This is a genomic window from Chryseobacterium sp. c4a, from assembly GCF_009900745.1.
Taxonomy (GTDB): Bacteria; Bacteroidota; Bacteroidia; order Flavobacteriales; family Weeksellaceae; genus Chryseobacterium.
Window position 1 is genome coordinate 101,350 of record NZ_WXVU01000020.1, and the last position, 19,246, is coordinate 120,595.

General features: G+C 35.6%; 12 protein-coding genes. 11 read left to right on the top strand and 1 reads right to left on the bottom strand.

The annotated features are described in order from the left end of the window. Positions 1-7 precede the first annotated feature (7 nt). From GTR01_RS21285 to GTR01_RS21305, 5 genes are all read left to right on the top strand, one after another. Positions 8-3,235, top strand: a complete 3,228-nt coding sequence (locus tag GTR01_RS21285; protein WP_160139738.1) for a SprB repeat-containing protein — start codon at positions 8-10, stop codon at positions 3,233-3,235. Between the two features lie 28 nt (positions 3,236-3,263). Beyond that, positions 3,264-4,622 carry a PKD domain-containing protein gene (locus tag GTR01_RS21290; RefSeq protein ID WP_160139739.1) on the top strand — a complete coding sequence of 453 codons (1,359 nt, stop codon included), beginning with the start codon at positions 3,264-3,266 and terminating at the stop codon, positions 4,620-4,622. A gap of 10 nt (positions 4,623-4,632) precedes the next feature. Beyond that, a complete protein-coding gene (locus GTR01_RS21295; protein WP_228452308.1) occupies positions 4,633-6,387 on the top strand; it encodes a hypothetical protein in 1,755 nt (584 codons plus the stop codon). Between the two features lie 114 nt (positions 6,388-6,501). Next, positions 6,502-6,891 carry a hypothetical protein gene (locus GTR01_RS21300; protein WP_160139740.1) on the top strand — a complete coding sequence of 130 codons (390 nt, stop codon included), beginning with the start codon at positions 6,502-6,504 and terminating at the stop codon, positions 6,889-6,891. A gap of 117 nt (positions 6,892-7,008) precedes the next feature. After that, on the top strand, positions 7,009-7,785 hold the full coding sequence (locus tag GTR01_RS21305; RefSeq protein WP_160139741.1) for a hypothetical protein: 777 nt from the start codon (positions 7,009-7,011) through the stop codon (positions 7,783-7,785). Between the two features lie 44 nt (positions 7,786-7,829). On the opposite strand, the gene GTR01_RS21310 is transcribed toward GTR01_RS21305, so the two are convergent. Next, the gene (locus GTR01_RS21310; RefSeq protein ID WP_160139742.1) at positions 7,830-8,288 is read right to left on the bottom strand and encodes a hypothetical protein; all 459 of its coding nucleotides are present in this window, start codon (positions 8,286-8,288) and stop codon (positions 7,830-7,832) included. Between the two features lie 584 nt (positions 8,289-8,872). On the opposite strand from GTR01_RS21310, the gene GTR01_RS21315 reads away from it, so the two are divergent. The 6 genes from GTR01_RS21315 to GTR01_RS21340 all read left to right on the top strand — a co-directional run. Next, positions 8,873-9,475: an SMI1/KNR4 family protein gene (locus GTR01_RS21315; protein ID WP_160139743.1), complete on the top strand. Its 603-nt coding sequence runs from the start codon at positions 8,873-8,875 to the stop codon at positions 9,473-9,475. A gap of 374 nt (positions 9,476-9,849) precedes the next feature. After that, on the top strand, positions 9,850-11,502 hold the full coding sequence (locus GTR01_RS21320) for a T9SS type A sorting domain-containing protein (protein WP_160139744.1): 1,653 nt from the start codon (positions 9,850-9,852) through the stop codon (positions 11,500-11,502). Between the two features lie 12 nt (positions 11,503-11,514). After that, on the top strand, positions 11,515-14,304 hold the full coding sequence (locus GTR01_RS21325; protein WP_160139745.1) for a hypothetical protein: 2,790 nt from the start codon (positions 11,515-11,517) through the stop codon (positions 14,302-14,304). 70 nt (positions 14,305-14,374) lie between these two features. After that, entirely contained in the window at positions 14,375-18,013 is a 3,639-nt protein-coding gene (locus GTR01_RS21330) for a DUF6443 domain-containing protein (RefSeq protein WP_160139746.1), read from the top strand. A 635-nt stretch (positions 18,014-18,648) separates the two neighbouring features. Next, the gene (locus GTR01_RS24855) at positions 18,649-19,056 is read left to right on the top strand and encodes an RHS repeat-associated core domain-containing protein (RefSeq protein ID WP_317167604.1); all 408 of its coding nucleotides are present in this window, start codon (positions 18,649-18,651) and stop codon (positions 19,054-19,056) included. 5 nt (positions 19,057-19,061) lie between these two features. After that, positions 19,062-19,246: transposase (locus GTR01_RS21340; RefSeq protein WP_160138245.1), on the top strand; the 185-nt coding region annotated here is incomplete at its 3' end.

Sequence of the window (19,246 nt, forward strand, 5' to 3'; positions counted from 1 at the left end):
CAAACACATGAAAAAGAATTTACTCCTTTTATTGATCCTGATTTATGCTTATTCCTGGGGACAGTCTCAGGTAGGCGGTACAGCAACATATCGTTTTACAGTTACAGGATACGTCGGATTTGATGGTAGTAGTTGTGGTAATAATATAACAGGTGGTCTGCAATGGATTGCAGTACAGAAACAAGATAATTCCCACGTAACGCTTGTGCAGGGATCAACTAATTATCCTAATAACGGAAATGGTATTGCCAATACAGGGTTTTCAGGAGAACATGACTTTACTAAAGCCAATAAAATTGTAAGAGTAAAGTATGGTACTACTCATAGAGATAGAGGAACATTTGGCTGTAAAGACACTGATTATGCAACGCATGAGCATAATATCAGTATTTGTGATAAAATAAACTATGGGTTTGGCGGACTTAATCAGCCGGGAAACTCTACGGAAACTATAAAACCAGTGGTTACACTTAATACTCCTACCGGAAACAATGTAAATATTTCAGGAGAAGAGTTTTTAACAATTACACTGCCGGATAATATAGACAATCAATACTATAACTGGGAATTTTCGGTAGGGAATACCAATAATTTTACCCCGTTTCCTGCACAGTTCAATAATGTTCCGGTGCTTCATCTAAAAGGAAAAGACTTTCTTACAGATAATGATTTTGGTAAGACGATTTACATCCGTGTGAATATGGAGAATTGTACCAATTCACCCTCAACATCCAATATTATAGCATTTTCTTATTATAAATCGGCACCTCATATTCTTTCAAGTACCATATCTCCTGTTAAATGTTTTGATTCAACAGACGGAAGTGTACTTTTAAACTTTGACAGAGCATTAGCATCTGGTGAAACCCTAAAGATATCTTTGGTAAATACAGATACAGGAGCCGCTGTTTTGAATCAGGATATTACGAATGAACTTCAGAACAATACATCATATACTCTCCAAGGACTTCCTCCGGGAAAATATAAATTGGATATGCTGGGAACATATGGATCCAATGCTACTTATACCGATGGAGCTAATCATACCATTAGTTTTGAGATTGTAAAGCCAACTCCAGTGACGTTTTCCATGACTTCCCAAACGAATGTATATTGCTTCCAGGGAAATGATGGGATGATTGCATTAACAGCCGGAGGCGGACAAAATCAGTTTCAATATAAAGTAACCAAAGACAATCAGCCTTATCTTGATTGGACTAATTTTAGTAACGGCACAAATACTCAAATACAAAATCTGGCAGCAGGTGTTTATAAAATAAAAGTAAGAGATTCTAACCTTTGCGTAGCAAAAGAAAACGGTAATGAAAAAGAAGTTACGGTAACCATTACTCAGCCTGCGGCGGCAATAGCCATTCCAACATCTGAAACCGAGATCTCTCAACCAACAGGATATGGATTGAGCAATGGATATATTTCCGTAAGAATTATTGGTGGAACTCCTAAAGCCGATGGTTCCTATGATTTTGAATGGCGAAAAGATGCAGCCAATGGAACTTTGATCACTACAGGAATCACAACTGATGCTGTAAATAATCCGTTTATGATTAAGCTTGATGGACTTTCGGCAGGTAAATATTATTTAACGGTAAAAGATAAAAACTATTCCAGTGCCTCAAGCCAGCTTGGAAATTGTGGAATTATTTCTCAGGAGTTTATCATCGATCAGCCACTTCCATTAGTTTCCAATATTGAAGTTCAAAAACAGATCTCCTGTAATATTGCCAATGATTATCAATATAAGGCAGACCTTAATGGAAACGGTACGCCGGATGAAGCCGAGGATGGTATTTTGAAAGCAGTAGTTGCTGGAGGAGTAGGAACATATACTTATCAATGGCAGATTCAGAATGGTGGTCTTTTCCAGAATATTGCAGGAGCTACACAGTCTACATTGGGGAATCTTACAACCGGAACATACAAGGTTCTTGTAAAAGATACAAACAATAATATGACAGATGCTCAATTTACACTCGTATTTCCAGCAGCATTAGCCATTACCTTATCAGCAAGTACAATTACATGCTATAATCAAAGCAGTGGTCAAGTATCTGTAAATGCTACAGGTGGTACAGGAGCATATTCTTATCAATGGAATACCAATGACACAACTCCTACGGTAACCGGATTATCAGCAGGGAATTACTTTGTGTTGGTCAACGATTCTAAAAATTGTAAAGTGAGTGGCAGTACTCAGATTATAGGCCCGGATCAGTTGTTGATTAACGATCTTGCAGTAACAAACCCAATTTGCTTTGGAGCAGCTAACGGTGAGATTAAAATTAATGTAACAGGAGGGAAGGCACCTTACAATGTCGTTTGGTCAAATGGAACAGTAGGATTAAATAATACAGGTATTCCAGCGGGAACCTATAATGTGACCGTTACAGATGCCAATGGTTGTAGTATTTTCAGAAACTATACCCTTACAGATCCAGCTCAGCTTAAAGTAGACTTAGGGGCAGATATTACCTTATGTTTGGGAGACACTCAGACCTATAATGTTGACATCAATGAGGCGGGAGCAACCTATCAATGGAAAGACCAGAGCGGTACAGTGATTTCTGCAAACGCATCTGTTACCTTATCCAAAGCAGGAACATATACTGTCTTGATTACGGATTCCAAAGGTTGTACCGCAACAGATACGGTTGTTATTAAAAATTCTATGGATGTTTTAAATCCGCAGTTGATGCTGACAACCCATGCATATACTGAGTCAACTGTTGTGCTCGTCAATACCTCACCAACCAAACCTGAGAAAGTGCAATGGATTATTCCTGATACACCAGATATCCAGATTCTTAATAAAACAGATGAATTTCTGGAATTGAAATTCTTCAAAACAGGTTCTTATGAAATCGGATTGAAAGGATTTCAAGGTGAATGTGTAAAAACATTTTATAAAAAAGTTGTTGTGGAAGAAAATACATCAGGTGTAAATACCACTCCGGTAAAAGCTTCCAATGTAAGAGAATTTACCATCCTTCCTAACCCAAATAAAGGAGTATTCAAAGTATTGGTAGGACTTGATATAGCAGCACCTATAAAAGTAAGAATTGTTGATATGGTTTCTCATGAAGCTTATCCTGCAGTTGATATGCCTTCATCTACCTACTTTACAATCCCTTATAGCACTTCACTTCCGGCAGGAACCTATCTTATCATATTAGAAACAAGAAGTGAGGCATTGGTAAAAAGAATGCTTGTACAATAATAACCATGATGACAAAAAATAAAAACAAATGAGAACTCACAAAAACCTAAACATAGTCTGCCTTCTCCTTATGGTTGCCTGTGCATGGATGTTTAATGCCTGCGCTGTAGAAGAAAGCATACCTGTAAAGGCTGATTTTAGTATAAAAGTGGTCAACAACGATTTTTCTGTTCCTGTAAAAGTAGAAATCACTAATAAATCTACAGGTGCAGATACTTATGAATGGTCATTTGAAGGAGCATCAGTCACCAGTTCTGCTGAAAAAAGCCCACAGCCCATAACGTATGCCAATCCGGGTGTTTATAAAATAAAATTAAAAGCTTCCAACAAAGATGGAAATGTTGATGCCAAAGAGATTGAAGTGAAGGCAGATGCCGCAGTAATCGTCGATTTCGATTGGCAGATGCAGGGTAGTGATATTTCTCCGGTTACCTTAAAAATGATTAATAAATCGCTGGGAGCCACTCAATATCTTTGGGAATTTGAGGGCGGAAATCCATCTACTTCCAATGAAGAAAATCCTAATGTTGTATTTACAAGCCCGGGAGATCATTTGATTAAGCTGACAGTTTCTAATGGCCTGGAAACATATTCCACACAAAAAACGATCAACGTGAAACCTGCTATGACAGTGGATTTCAACTGGACGGTGGATGCCATTGATAATGATTATCAGGCTCCTGTAGTACTTCATCTTCATAATCTATCAACAAATGCTACCACATATGAATGGATAGTGGCAGGTGGAGTTCCGGCAGTTTCTACAGAGGTAAATCCTGATATTACGCTTCCTGCAGCTGGAACTTATACTATTATATTAAAATCTACCAATGATAAAGAGACTAAAACACAACAAAAGCAGGTAACTGTATTGCCCAATACGAATTTGTTGTCATTCAGTGATATTCAATTGGGAATCAACAGTGCCCATGCTGCTATCGGATGTTTTTTCTCTTCCGAACTGGGAACAGTGATTAAGCAGGGAGAAGCGAATCAGACTAATGGTTCCAAAATAGATTTTGCATTCTTTGGACTGAACTCCTCATTCTTGTATAACCAGTTTGTGGCACCCGATGAAGTTCAGAACACAGGTTTCATAGCAATTCCTAATGCAAGCCATACTAAAGTCATCAATTCTCAGGAATCTGTAGGGGTGCAGCTTTCTCCTTCAGGTTTTGATGTTTTGAACTCAGGGAATGACTTTTCTTCCATAAATGTTTCTGAAACAAATGCCGGAAAAGCCCCGTTTACCAATTCGGTAATGCCTAGAGTAGTTCTGTTTCAGACTGCTGACGGACGAAAAGGAGCGATCAAAATCAAGAATTTTGTTACCAATGGGCCAAATTCTTATGTAGTAGTTGATATTAAAGTACAAAAACAACCTTAAAGCTTTTTATATGAAGAGAATTTATACAAAAAGCACTGTTTTATTGCTTTTAACTACAGTTTTTACATTGAGCAAAGCGCAGGAGGTAGATTTAGAAAACCTAGGAAAAAGAACGATGGAAGAACTAAAAAAGAATCCCTTTAAAATTAGTGGCGGAATTTCAGCGAACTCCGTTTTTTACAGTTCCAATGTGTATAGTGGAAGAGCACCATTTACCTATTTTTTAAATGGGAATCTTAATCTGGGTCTTTACAGATGGAGTATGCCTATTTCTTACAGCTTTACCAATCAGGGAAGCCAGCTAGGTTATCAGGTACCCTTTAAGTTCAACCGATTGAGTATTGCTCCCAAATATAAATGGGTAAAGGCTTATATTGGAGATGCCAATATGACTTTCACTCCTTATACCTTTAATGGATTATTGTTTACAGGAGCAGGCGTTGAGCTTACCCCAAACATTCCTCTGAAAGTGGCTGTAATGACGGGCAGATTAAATAAAGCCGTTGAGGATGATGGAAATCCAAATACAATTCCTGCCTACCGAAGAATGGGATATGGAGCCCATATCAGATGGGAAGAAGAAAGGTATAAGCTTGGAGTGATAGGATTTTATGCAAAGGATGATTTAGGTTCTCTTGCTGTAGCTCCCGATGCAAAAGGAGTTCTGCCACAGGAAAATCTTGTATTATCGATGACAGGAAGTTTTATGATTGATAAAAACCTGGAAGTCTATGGAGAATATGCCAACACAGCTTTAGTAGAAGACCTAAGAGCAACTTCTCAGGGAGCAGAAAAAAAAGGGCTGGCATCGAAATTTCTTTCCCCTAACTCATCTATGCAAAGCTATTCAGCTTATAACGGTGGAGTAAACCTTAAACTTAAAAAAGGAATGCTTGGGGTAAGATATGAAAGAATTGATCCGGGATACAGAACATTAGGTGCTTATTACTTTAATAATGATCTTGAAAATATTACCTTAAATACAGCTTTCACGCTATGGAAAGATAAGCTGTCACTTACCGGAAATATAGGAAGACAAAGAGATAATTTGGACGGGCATAAATTTAAACAAACAAGCCGTTGGGTGGGAGCAATCAATGCCAACCTGAAGGCTTCTGATAAACTTATGATTACGGCAAGTTACTCCAACTTTACAATGTTTACCAATAAACAGCTGAATCAGTTTAATAATATCAATAATAACCCACTGCTGATTCAGCAGCCAAAGGATTCTATTGATTATAAACAGATCTCACAGAATACCAATATCAATGTGAATTACATTATTTCCAGTACTAAAGAAAAAGTACAGAATATTAATATTAATTATTCCCTGAATGATATGGTGAACAGAGAAAATGGAATTGTAAGAAGGGGAGGATTATCCAGATTTCATAATGCGAATGTCAATTATAGTTTAGGATTTCCGCAGAAAAAAATGAATATTGCAACCTCTTTCAATTTTACCCATACGTATGCCGCTTCTCAGACATCAAGCATCTGGGGGCCTGCAATAACGGTTACCAAAGCCTTTCTTAAAGAGGATAAACTGAAAACCAGTGTAGGAGCATCCTATAATCACTCGGGAAGTGCTACAGCGAATATTAATGTGACTAATTTCCGGTTAGGAGCAAATTATATTCCGTGGAAGAGACATAGTTTTGATCTTAATTTTATTCAAATGTTTAGAAAAACCGATCAGGCTGTTGAAAACCCAAGTCTCAATGAGATGACTTGTACTGTGGGGTACAATTATAGTTTTTAAAGATTGTAAAAACATTTTAATGAAATAGTATACCATGTTGTTTATGGCATGGTATTTTTATGATATGCAGGCAGACAAATGATGCGTGATTTTAATTAATGAAAAAAAGATGATATGAGAATGATTTTTGATCGTTGGCATACTAAGGCTGGCGGGTATATGGATGTTGAGGTTAAAAATTTCAATATGGTTGAAGACTTTATAATTCGCCTGGATCAATCTGAATTTACAGAAGTTATTATTGAATCTGATCATGGTATTTTAACTGTTGCCGGAGGGAATGAAGATTATGTGGTTTCAATTCAAAAAAAAGAAATTTATCATGATTTAATACAACGTAAACCATGGTCAGAAAATAAGCAGGTTGAGATGATGATTGGTGGACAAAGTAGAGTCTATGATTCTTCTGCCATTGTAAGTGTGGATGAGGCATTGGAGGCAGCTCAATCTTTTTATGAAGGAGATACTGATAGAACTCTCAGTTGGAAAAAGCGTGCTAAATAATAAAAAATATTAAAGTCCGAGAATATTTATTTTACCAGTCAATGGGAAAATCGTAATTTTTAAAAATAATTTAAAGGATATTGAGGTATAATGTGTCATCTCAAATTTTTAAAAAATATGAAAAAAATACTTCTTTTAGTAGGAATCACTCTTTGCACAAGTTTATATTCTCAGCAAAAAATTAATTTTGACCGTGCCTCTCTAGTGTATGATTTTATAGAATTGAGTTTTAAATTGGATGACAAGCCCATAGATAAGTTTCATTTAATAAAATTTGAGTCTATTGAAGCTACAGATAAAAAAGGAAACATTTTGATTGATAATCAAGATGCAGAAAATAGTTATAAAAGAGGCAATATTGTGGTTCGTTATGACCTTCCAAAAGATCCATTAAAGAATGTAAATGCTAAAGGAGTTGTTAAATATTTTAAACCATCCAAGGAAAACCATTCTTACTTTACTTTGGGCAAAGTAAAGGATGTCAATAAAGATGTGAACCTTATTGATAAATCTATTCTTGCTAAAAACTCCGGCCTTTATTTTGGGCTTGTATCGTTAGAGTCTGCCAATACAACGTTTAAAGACTTTCTTATTCATAAAGACAATCAGAAGAAAAAGATAGATTTTAATAATTATGACCTTATTGTTGCCATAAAAAGGGATAAAGAACACGAGGTTATTCCCATTATATCTACAATAGATGACTTGGATTTCGGATACGATAATATCACATTAGAATATCCTAAAATAGGGATGATCTATAAGTTTTATAAACTTAAAAATGGAATGACCCAAGAGGAAAGAAACAATATCCCTATTGAATTGTTCATTGAAAACGGAGAATCTGTACAGAAAATCCCTTTTGATTTTAAAAACTTTCAGGTAAAACAGTAAGACTCTGTTGTGAATATTTTCCCATCTGAATGGAATTTCAACATTTAAAAACCAAATAAACCACTGAAAATTACAAAGCAGTAAACAGCAAAAGCTAATGCCAGGGTAATAGCGGTCTGTTCATATTTCTTCTTTGTAAATAGCAATAGGGATTCAATAATAGTATAAATCAGGAGTGCATATCCTAAAACTACGATAACAAGAAAAGAGATATATCCTGTTCCCGCATTGGTGTTTTGGCCGTTGAGAAGCCATTGCGTAATACCGGCCAGACAGAAAAAAAAGATCAGAATTCCAAGTCTTAATAGCAAGTGGTTTTTAAGCTTAGGTACTGAAGTGACGGGGCGGTAAATAAGAGTGTAGACTCCATAAACATAGGCAATTAATATAAGCAAGCCAATTATGTAACGGATCTGATAAGGTATAGGTAATATATTGCCTTTGAAAATAAACCCTGCAATTAAAAATGAAACAAAGAAATATTTGATTTTTTTGAAATCCATAGGATAAAAAGTTTTTGTAATTTATTTAATATTTTTCTTGTGTACAACTGTTATATTTTCCGAATATTTATTCATTTTGTGGCAGGGTATCTTAGAAAATCTTAAAAATATTGTATTGTTTTTATTTCTTAGGATCATTTTATCCTTTTATATATCGTTATATATGACAAAAATTTATATTTTAGGGAAATAACCATGACTATCTTTTTATGCACAGATTATATTTCATTTTTGTTCCAATTCTAATAGGAATTTCTCAATGTATTAACGCGCAGGGAAGGGCTGTTGAGGTTACTGATGAGAGCGATGGTGTAAATAAGCTTTGTAAGGAACGTGAAAACTATTGCTGTAATTACGCTGCCATAAAGATCCATAATGATGAAGAAGAGAACCATGAACTGATCGTGAAAAGTTCAATACCGTCCTATAGCAATGCTTTTTTGGGGTCTATATTGATTATAATTAGCCTTTTGATTTTGAGAACTCTTTCAAAAAGAGTGGAAGAATGAGTACTCATCTATCCCTTTGAAGAAAATATATAATCTTGAGAGTGTAATTACATTGATTAAAATAGAAAACTTTTAATGAAATGGCTATTTAAAAAGGATTTAAAAGATATACATTCTATTCAAAAAGTAGAAACAGAGTGGGGAATACAATTTCCGCCAGATTATATCGATATTGTACGTATTTATAATGCTTCTACACCTTCACCTAATACCATTGATACTTCGAGACTGAGAGGGAAGGCGTTTGGTGAGCTGCTTGATTTCAATTTAGATTCTCAAGAAAATATTCTTTCATTATATGATGAATTAAAAAACAAAATTCCTGAAAGAGTATATCCTATAGCCATGGATCCGGGCGGAAACTTTATCTGTTATGATTTTAGAGAGGATGAAAATAATCCAATTATCTTACGATGGGATCATGAACAAAAGTTTATGGTGGCTCATGGAGAAATAATAATTGAAGATCATGTAAAAGAATCTGATAATTACTATTTAGATTTTGTTGCCCATTGTTTCACAGATGCAATCACAAAATTATATGGCGAAGAAATAGAGGAATCTAATAGCTGGAATAAATTTCAGGATGAAAGCCACCTAAGCCAATTTTCAGGGGAAGACTTATTTCAGCTGAATAGAATAAGAGCTCTACAAGGGCTGCCACCCATTATAAAATAATCCGGTTGCTGGATTTTCTGTTTTAATAATATCCATTTAATCACATTTTTTATTAAAAGAAATCTGGATATCAAAAACGGTTTTAATTTTCGTAAGAAAAGAAAATAGCTAGACAATTTACCTCTATAAAATATCCTTAACAGCTTCAACATCCAATTTTAAAATTTGATTGTATTTAAATAATAATACGACGTACTCTGTCGCTATGCTGTAGTAGATTTGTAGGGCCACTGAAGGATTGTAGAATGTAATAAAACACCTCTATTCTTGAAAATATTTTAAATTAAATCACTTCGACATGATTTTGGTGGGCTAAAAAAAGTTAAATTTGTGATAATTTCAAAACTAATCATTAAGCTCAAACAAACACGAGAATGAAAAAGATTTATCTTGGTGCATTTACATTATGCACGGCTCTGGGGGTGTCTGCCCAGCATGTTCTCTGGCAAAAAGATATCCAATCCTCAACTCAGGATTTTCTAAGTCAGGTGACCACCACAATCGATCAGCAGTATCTTATTACAGGAAGTTCAATACAGTCAGGAAGCGGGAAGCTGGAGGCTGGAAGTAAACCCAACAACGGTTACGATTTCCATCTGGTTAAATTAAACCAACAAGGAGAAGAAGCCTGGGAAAAACATTTCTCAGGAAATAATCACGATTATTTATCTGCAACAGTATCTACTCAGGACGGAGGGTTTCTTCTGGCTGGAACATCGTATTCCGGAAAAGGATTGGATAAAAAAGATGATTCCAAAGGCGGTTCAGATATCTGGCTGATCAGAATCAACGAATTTGGCGATGAAATCTGGCAGAAAACATTAGGAAGCGCTTCCGATGAAGAAGCCAAAGCAGTAATTCAGAGCACAGATTTAGGCTTTTTCGTTGCAGGAAACGTACAAAACTCTTCCAAAGGTTACGGTTCAAAAGATGTCTGGATCATCAGACTGGACAAAGATGGCAAAGAACTCTCACAACTCGTATTAGGTGGAAAAGGCTTAGACGAAGTAGAGAAAATAATTCCAACTAAAGATGGCGGAGCTCTTCTGGGGATTTATTCAAGAAGTTCCGAGGTTCGTGCTTCGGGATCTGAGAAAGGTTCCGGGATGCGAGATTCGGGTTCCGTATCAAACGTTCAAAACTCGAATCCCGAACCTCGTACCACAACCCCCGTATCCCGCACCTCGAAACAAAGCGAAAACTTCGGTGAAGGTGACTATTGGATCGTTAAACTGGATAAAAACGGAAAAATAGAATGGGAAAAGAATTTTGGCGGTAAAGCAGACGATCATATCAGAACGTTGGCTTTAACCTCAAATGGCTACATCATCGGCGGTGAATCCCGTTCCGAAAGATCAGGAAACAAAACCATAGGGATTGAAGAAGGAACAGACCTATGGCTGATTGCTCTCAATGAAAGAGGCGATGAACAGTGGCAAAAATCCTACAATTTCAAGAACCGTGATATCCTGATGGGAATGAGTGTGATTCATTCAGTGGATGACAAATCTTCAAAGGGAATTTTGTTGGGCGGCTATACTCAAGCAGAAGGAAGAATACAAGAAAATGACGAAACTTTCTGGATGCTTTATTTGGATGGAAATGGAAATGAACAATGGCGAAAGCATGTGAGTGGCGAATCCAGACAAAAAGAAGAAAGACTTTCGGACTTGAAACTCAATAGGGACGGTTCTATCGTTTTAGCCGGAACAAGTGCCAAGGAATTAGGGAAAGAAAACTGGAAGATTGTAAAGCTGGGTGATAAGCAGGTCAATGATCTGATTGAAAAATACGATATCAAAATCTATCCAAATCCGGTATCCGATTATGCGTATGTAGAAATCGGCTTTGACTTCAAGGATGCTGATATTATGCTGTATGATATGAGCGGAAGACAGCTTCAGAACTTTAAAACGAAAAACAGAGTGACCAAGATGAATACCCAGGCTCTGGTACAGGGAGCATATTTGGTGACGATAAAAACGGATAATAATAAAACAGCAAATGCAAAGCTGATTAAAAAATAGAAAACATTAATTATGAAGAAAATAATATTTTTAGTATTAATACTACTCTTTAATTGGAGTTGGTCGCAAACTTCATCTACTCAAAGAAACTTTGGGGACACTTCACTTCCTGTTCCATCTGTTTCCTCAATGGCATCTTATGTCAATACACCGGTTTCCTTGTCTACCGGAGTTCCTGATATATCCCTTCCCTTATTTACATTACCTACCGGAAATAAAAACCTGGATCTTTCAGTGGTTTTAAATTATCATGTCTATAACTCCGGTCCAAAACAAAGAGGAACTGAAGTAGGGGTTGGTTGGTCAATGATTAAAGGAGGTGTAATTTCGAAGGAAAATAGTAATGAGCCTGATGAAAAATATCAGGATGCCAGCAGTTACGATTACAAAAAAAATAAGTTTGATGATATTTATTATTATAATTTCCCCGGAAATGCAGGGAAATTCAAGATTGTAAGAGATACGGTAAATAATACATTTACAGTAAATAATATCTCAGGAAATAATTTAAAAATAGAATATACCCGCGATTCTAACCCTGCAACACTTATTGTAAATTCATTTACCATAACTGATGCTAAAGGGTTCAAATTTATTTTTAACGATTATAGTATTGCCCGATATGATACCAGTATCAAAGGATTTAACTATAGATCGGCTTTTTATTTAACGAAGATTATAGATGAAAATAATACTGAAATTGCCAATTTTACTTACGAAAAAAGAAGTAAATATATAGGATACCAATCAAGTATTCAGCTGTATCAATATTGTAAACTGGAAACCATCTCTACAAGATATGGTAAAATAACTTTTGAAAATACGTTTGATGATCTGGTTGAGATGTATAATGAGAATGAAGATCCTTATAAGATAAAATCTGTTTCGCAATGGGATAAGTCTTCACATTTGATTTCTAAGTACAGCTTTGATTATTGGAATAGTAGTCTCGAATACTTGATTAAATTGGATAAAAATCTTAAGGAAATAGAAAAAAGAAAATTTACCTATAGTGCTGAATCATTACACAATTACGGCCCATTATCTGATCCTAATAAATACGGAGATTATATATGTTCTGTGGATACCAGATCAATAAATCCTAAATATTTTGTTTCCGCTCTGAAGAGTATGACATTGCCGGAGGGAGGATTGGTAGAATATAATTTTGAAGCAGGCGAAATATATACAAAAGCAAATCCTAATCTGTCTAACGACTATATTGATTATCCGAATTATCAATACCTGAAGGTTGTAGATAGTATTAATTTTGATACTCATACCACCCGTAATTATACATTTCAGGTTCCTCAGAAAAAAGTTTACCGAATGTATTTTTATGCTAATGAAACCTATGTGATAAAAAATATGCATGGTGATATCATTATTACACCAACCTATGAGCTCTTTAATTCTGCAGGAAAAAAAATGGATAATTACCAGAAACAGTGTTTTGATGTGAAACTCTATGATCTGCCTGCTGATACCTATACTGTTAAAATCAGTGGAAATGGAAATGGTTCACTTACTAATTATGCTGTTTTCAATACCAGCGGTCCTTATAGAAACGGCAGTTATAATAGGATCCCACGTATTAAAAGTATTAAGTATTATACTGCCGATCTAAAAGTGAAGAAAACAATTACTTATAACTATGACCTGTTCACCGATTCCAATAGCAGTAGTGGGCAAATTTTTACTAACGAAAGGTGTGGTAATAATGATGGAGAGAGAGATTATTATGATGATAAATATATAGTATATACCAATGTCAAAGAAATTTATGGAGAACCTTCCAATAATCTGGGATATACTAAACATTATTTTAAAACAATTGAGGATTATGTTCAGAATAACGACCCGTGGTATAGACCTTATTATAACATGGTGTCTTCTGGAATTGAGGTAAAGAAGGAGACTTTTAATCAGCAAAATCAATTATTATCAGATGAAAATATAGACTATATGTTTGATGAAATTAATGGTGTAAGTGAATATGGAGGATGTGCCGGTTATAAATCAAAAGCATCGTGGCTGAAATCATCCAAAATTGTATCCAATACTTATTATAGCAATGGAACTCAACTGCAAAATATCTCAGAATCTATATTTAATCCATCCAATTTTCAGTTGTCGACCATGAAAGAAACCGCTCCGGATGGAAAAATTACTGAAAAGAAAACACAATATGCCGGAGACCTGAATAATACACGTCTTATAAATGCCAATATGACTGCTGTTCCATTGCAGACGGAAGTAAAAGTGAACGGAATTCTTGTAGGTAAAACAGAAACAAAATATGATGCTGCTTCATCTCTGTATCCTTCGTCTGTGACAAACTTTAATACGCAAAACCAAAATCAGGTTACAGAAGGGTTGATGGAACAATATGATGATAAAGGAAATCTGGTTCAGGCTCGTGGAAAGGACAATATTCCGGTTACGACCATTTGGGGATATTATCAGGCTTATCCCATAGCAAAGATAGAAGGCTTATCTTATAATCAAATATCAGGATTACAAACTGTTATGTCAGCTATATCGGCATCTAATGCAGATGCAGATAATCCAGTTAATGAAGTGGCTTTATTGCAGGCTTTTGAGAATATGCGTAAAGATCCTGCCTTAAAAGATTATGTTATGACGACTGCTACTTATGATCCTATGATTGGAATAACCAACAGCATTTCACCGAACGGAATGAAAACAACTTATATTTATGATACATCCAACAGGTTGGTAAAAATAATGGATGGAAATGGTAAGACAATCAATGAATATCAGTATAACTACAAGCATTAATGATTTACGAATGATTGGATCTAAAAACACAACAAACGTCATGTTTCACAATTTATGATGATTATCAACTATGAAAAACTTTTTTAATATACTGAGTGTCATGCTGACTTTGGGATATGCCCATGCTCAGACCTTAAATACCACGACTACAGAAAATTATACCTATGTCAAGAATTGTCTTGATGAGAACTGTGTCAAAAAAACAGAAACTGTCCAATATTTTGACGGACTGGGAAGGAATATCCAATTGGTGGGTATTGCAGCGACTCCGTCGGGAAAGGATATGGTTACCCATATAGAATATGATGAATTTGGGCGGATTAGTAAAGAATATCTTCCTATCCCGCAGATCGCTACACAGTCCGGAGCGATCTATGCCTCACCTCTTGCTAATGCTACGAGTATCTATGGTGCTGAAAAAATATATGCTGAAAAACAGATGGAGAGCTCTCCATTAAGCAGGATTAATAAAGTGATTCCGATTGGGAATGACTGGGCTTCACATCCTGTTCAGATGGAATATAGTGCTAATGTGAACGGAGAAGTAAAGAAGTATACAGTTTCCAATATATGGGTGAACAATGCTACGACTTCTTCAGTAACAGAAAATGGGACTTATGGAGGAAATCAATTGATAAAGAGTACTGTTATCGATGGTGATGGAAATACAGTAATTGAGTTTAAAAATACTGCAGGACAGCTCATTCTGACCCGTAAAAATGATGGGACACAGAATATAGATACTTATTATGTTTACAATGAGTATGGGCAGTTAGTTCTTGTGATTCCGCCATTAGCATCCGGTGTTTCTTTAGATGCGACAGTGCAGGATAATCTTTGTTATCAATATCGTTATGACGGATTAGGAAGGCTGGTAGAAAAAAAGATTCCCGGAAAAGGCTGGGAGTATATGGTGTATGATAAAGCCGACAGATTGATCTTAACGCAGGATCCAGCAATGGCATCGAAGGGTAAGTGGTTCATCACAAAATATGATGTTCTGGGAAGAGTTGCTTATACAGGAATAGTGGTATCAACGGCAAAACGAGCAGTTTTACAAGATTTGATTAAAAATGATATCATTTCAGAACCTCGAAGCACGCAAGGATTCACTAAAAGTGGAATGACGATTTATTATGTCAATAATTATTTTATGGTGGATACGGAATCTATCCTAAGTGTCAATTACTATGATACATATCCTGCAGGGACTCCGGCTGCTCCTACACAGATCATAGGACAGAACATTATCAAAGATGATATGACTGCTTCTCAAAATACCAAAGGTCTTCTCACAGCTTCTTATGTAAAGAATATTGAAAATGATGAATGGACAAAAGCCTGGAGCTGGTATGATTCCAAATCCCGAGTGGTGGGTACTCATTCTATTAATCATCTTGGAGGTTATACGAAGACCGAATTAGAGCTTGATTTTGTAGGATTAACGAAGCAGTCTAAAGTGTATCATAAAAGACTGGATGCTGATGCTGAACAATTGATCGTTCAGACTTTTACTTATGATGCTCAAAACAGATTACTTGTTCATAAGCATAAGATTAATGCTAATCCTGAAGAAATCTTATCCAGAAATGAATATAATGAACTCTCTCAGCTCAAGAATAAAAAAGTGGGTGGTACAGATATGGGGAATCCGCTTCAAAATATAGAGTATACTTATAATATTCAGGGTGGACTTTCCAAAATAAATGACCCTTCAAATCTTGGGAACAAGCTTTTCGGCTATGAAATGAAATATGCCCGTCCTCAGAATCCAAATGTTGCTCCCGGAAAATACAACGGAAATATTACGGAAGTAGATTGGAAAAATGCATCAGAAGGGATCTTGAAACGCTATAATTACAGCTATGATCAGGTAAACAGACTTCGCGATGCAATCTATTCTGAACCGAATTCAACGGCTCCTTTCAATAATACTTTTAATGAGAGAATAACGTATGATACAAACGGAAATATAAAAACATTAAAAAGAAATGCGATCCCTGTTTCCGGCAGCAATACGGCAACACAAGTAGATGATCTGGATTATCAGTATACGGGAAACCGATTGAATCAGGTAAAAGAATATGCTTTGAATGATACCGGTTATGAAGGCGGAAATAATATGATAGACTATGATCCGAATGGAAATATGATCAATATGAAAGATAAAGGGATTGAGTCTATTGTTTATAATCATCTGAATCTTCCTCAAAGACTTTCTATTACTCAAAAGACAGAATTTGAAACGTATTCTTACAGTCTGGATTATCTTTACCGCGCAGATGGAACCAAGCTTAGAAAAACTTATTTTAAACAGGGAGGGCGAAGAGGAGAAACTCCTATTGCGAAGATTACAGATTATCTGGATGGTTTTCAGTATCATTATTTTGAGGGTGGTGGAATTTGTATGACCTGCCGTACAGAATCTGCTTTCGAAGAACAAGCTTATAAAAATAAAGGAATACTATTTCCAGATCTTGATGTAACACCAAGATGGACCCTTGATTTTGTACCTACTGCCGAAGGTTTTTACAGTTTTGAAGAAAACCGCTATATTTACCAATATAAAGACCATCTTGGAAATACCCGGGTAAGTTTTGCTAAAAATAGCGAAGGCGCTCTTGAGATTACCGATACTAATAATTACTATCCTTTTGGATTAAACCATATAAAAGGATCATTTGGAACTTCTAATTTTGGGAGCTATTATTCTTATAAATACAATGGAAAAGAGCTTCAGGAAACAGGAATGTATGATTATGGGGCAAGGTTTTATATCCCTGACCTAGGCAGATGGGGAGTTTCAGATCCTCTGGCGGAGGTGTCCCGTAGATTTTCTCCTTACAATTATGGTTTAGATAATCCGATGATGTTCATTGATCCTGATGGCAGAAAGGCACTCCCTAATGATTATCAGGCAATGCAGGCAGAGTTTTTCTCTGCTGTTCAAAGTCAGGGAGGTGGAGTAATGGGGCAAATGCTGAGTGGTGGTGGAAGATTAACTACGAGCTATTATCCTGGGAATTTGGGTGGAAATACTAATTTTGGTGGCGGTGCCACCTTTGGCCAGACCCAGGCTTATAAAGATTTAGTCTCAGTATTTGCTAATGGAGGTGAGTATTCATTGCGTAATCATAATGGCTATATGAGCTGGTGGACAGGAGGAGCAGAAGGAGATGCAAATACAGCACAGGAGATGGTAGCGCATATGTTGAACCTTAATAAATCTGGTATTCCAGAAATTAATAGACCTTCTTTTTATATACCTAGCCAAAATGGTTTTTTGGACTGGGGGAATTTAGGAAATGCTGCAACAGTAGGAGCAATTAGCTATTATGCTTTAGAAAAAAGTATTTATAGCAATCAACATTGGGTAGATGCAAAAGGTATTGTTAAATCTACGGAACTTTTAGAAAAAGGAGCTAATGGCAAATTCGTAAGAGGAGTACAAGGGTTGAGAAATGGATATGCAGCAGCAGGGAAAGCATCTTCTGTTTATGCTGTAGCAGGAAAAGTTGTGGGTGTTGTGGGAGTAGGAGTAACAGTATGGGAAATAGCCTCCGGTAAAAAGAATTTAATTGGAGAAGGTGGATTAGACTTAGTAATGGGAGGTATAGGATTTACTGGTTGGGGAGCTCCTGTAAGCCTTATCTATTTTGGAGGAAAATTAGCATTGGAAGCAACAGGTAATGACTTTTGGAATAAATAAAAGATAAAATCATGGAATACTATTTCTATTTAAATTTTTATATATATCAGTATTATAAGAAAAAGCAAGAAGCTCCTTTAGTTTCAACTTTGCTAGTAATTTCCCTATTAATTAATTTGAATATATTTACTCTTATTATGATTTATAATTTTATAATTGATTTTTGGACTATTCCAAAACTTCATCAAAATTACATAATCATTATAATCACGTTTTTATCTTTTTTAGTAATTATAAATTATTTTTTACTATACTATAAAAAAAGATACGTGGGTATATTTGAAAGGTTTAAAAAACAAAATGAAATATACAAACATTGGAATTTACCAGTAAAGATATATATTATTTCAAGTATAATTTTATGTCTAGTTACGTTGATAATTGCAGATTTACGCAATCATAATTTTGAATTATACTTTCTGAAATAATATTTTGAAATCAATGTATTTGATATTGTCCCTCGTTAGCAGGAGCATCATGCTCGTACTTTCAACAATAAAATAATAAGGAAACCATTGCTGATCATGCAATGGTTTTCTTCTATTAAATTAGAAAACCGCTATATTTAGCAATATAAAGATCATCTTGGAAAGACCAGGGTAAGTTTTGCTAAAAACAGCGCAGGCGCTCTTGAAATCACCGATACTAATAATTACTATCCTTTTGGATTAAACCATATAAAGGGATTGTTTGGAACTTCTAATTTTGGGAGCTATTATTCTTATAAATACAATGGAAAAGAGCTTCAGGAAACAGGGATGTATGATTATGGGGCAAGGTTTTATATACCTGACCTAGGCAGATGGGGAGTTTCAGATCCTCTGGCAGAGATGTTCCGTAGATTTTCTCCTTATAATTATGGTTTAGATAATCCGATGATGTTCATTGATCCTGATGGCAGAAAGGCACTCCCTTATGATAATCAGGCAATGCAGGCAGAGTTTTTCTCTGCTGTTCAAAGCCAGGGAGGTGTGAAGACTTACCTTTTTGGTAAACTTCCCTGTTTTTCAGACAAATTAAAATTATTAAATTTAGTTTGTTAAACATTATGAAAAAGAGCAAATTTTCAGAACATCAGATTATCAATATTCTGAAAGAATATGAATCTGGGAAAGCGACAAAAGATATTTGTCGTGAGCATGGAATTTCAGCAGCTACTTTCTACCAGTGGAAGCAGAAATACGGAGGAATGGATGCACAACATCTTAAGGAACTTAAAGCGTTACAGGAAGA

What these genes read in the sequence shown, in the direction of transcription:
- GTR01_RS21285 (WP_160139738.1), top strand. Translation starts at nt 8, where the DNA reads ATGAAAAAGAATTTACTCCTTTTATTGATCCTGATTTATGCTTATTCC.
- GTR01_RS21290 (WP_160139739.1), top strand. Translation starts at nt 3,264, where the DNA reads ATGAGAACTCACAAAAACCTAAACATAGTCTGCCTTCTCCTTATGGTT.
- GTR01_RS21295 (WP_228452308.1), top strand. Translation starts at nt 4,633, where the DNA reads ATGAAGAGAATTTATACAAAAAGCACTGTTTTATTGCTTTTAACTACA.
- GTR01_RS21300 (WP_160139740.1), top strand. Translation starts at nt 6,502, where the DNA reads ATGAGAATGATTTTTGATCGTTGGCATACTAAGGCTGGCGGGTATATG.
- GTR01_RS21305 (WP_160139741.1), top strand. Translation starts at nt 7,009, where the DNA reads ATGAAAAAAATACTTCTTTTAGTAGGAATCACTCTTTGCACAAGTTTA.
- GTR01_RS21310 (WP_160139742.1), bottom strand. Translation starts at nt 8,288, where the DNA reads ATGGATTTCAAAAAAATCAAATATTTCTTTGTTTCATTTTTAATTGCA.
- GTR01_RS21315 (WP_160139743.1), top strand. Translation starts at nt 8,873, where the DNA reads ATGAAATGGCTATTTAAAAAGGATTTAAAAGATATACATTCTATTCAA.
- GTR01_RS21320 (WP_160139744.1), top strand. Translation starts at nt 9,850, where the DNA reads ATGAAAAAGATTTATCTTGGTGCATTTACATTATGCACGGCTCTGGGG.
- GTR01_RS21325 (WP_160139745.1), top strand. Translation starts at nt 11,515, where the DNA reads ATGAAGAAAATAATATTTTTAGTATTAATACTACTCTTTAATTGGAGT.
- GTR01_RS21330 (WP_160139746.1), top strand. Translation starts at nt 14,375, where the DNA reads ATGAAAAACTTTTTTAATATACTGAGTGTCATGCTGACTTTGGGATAT.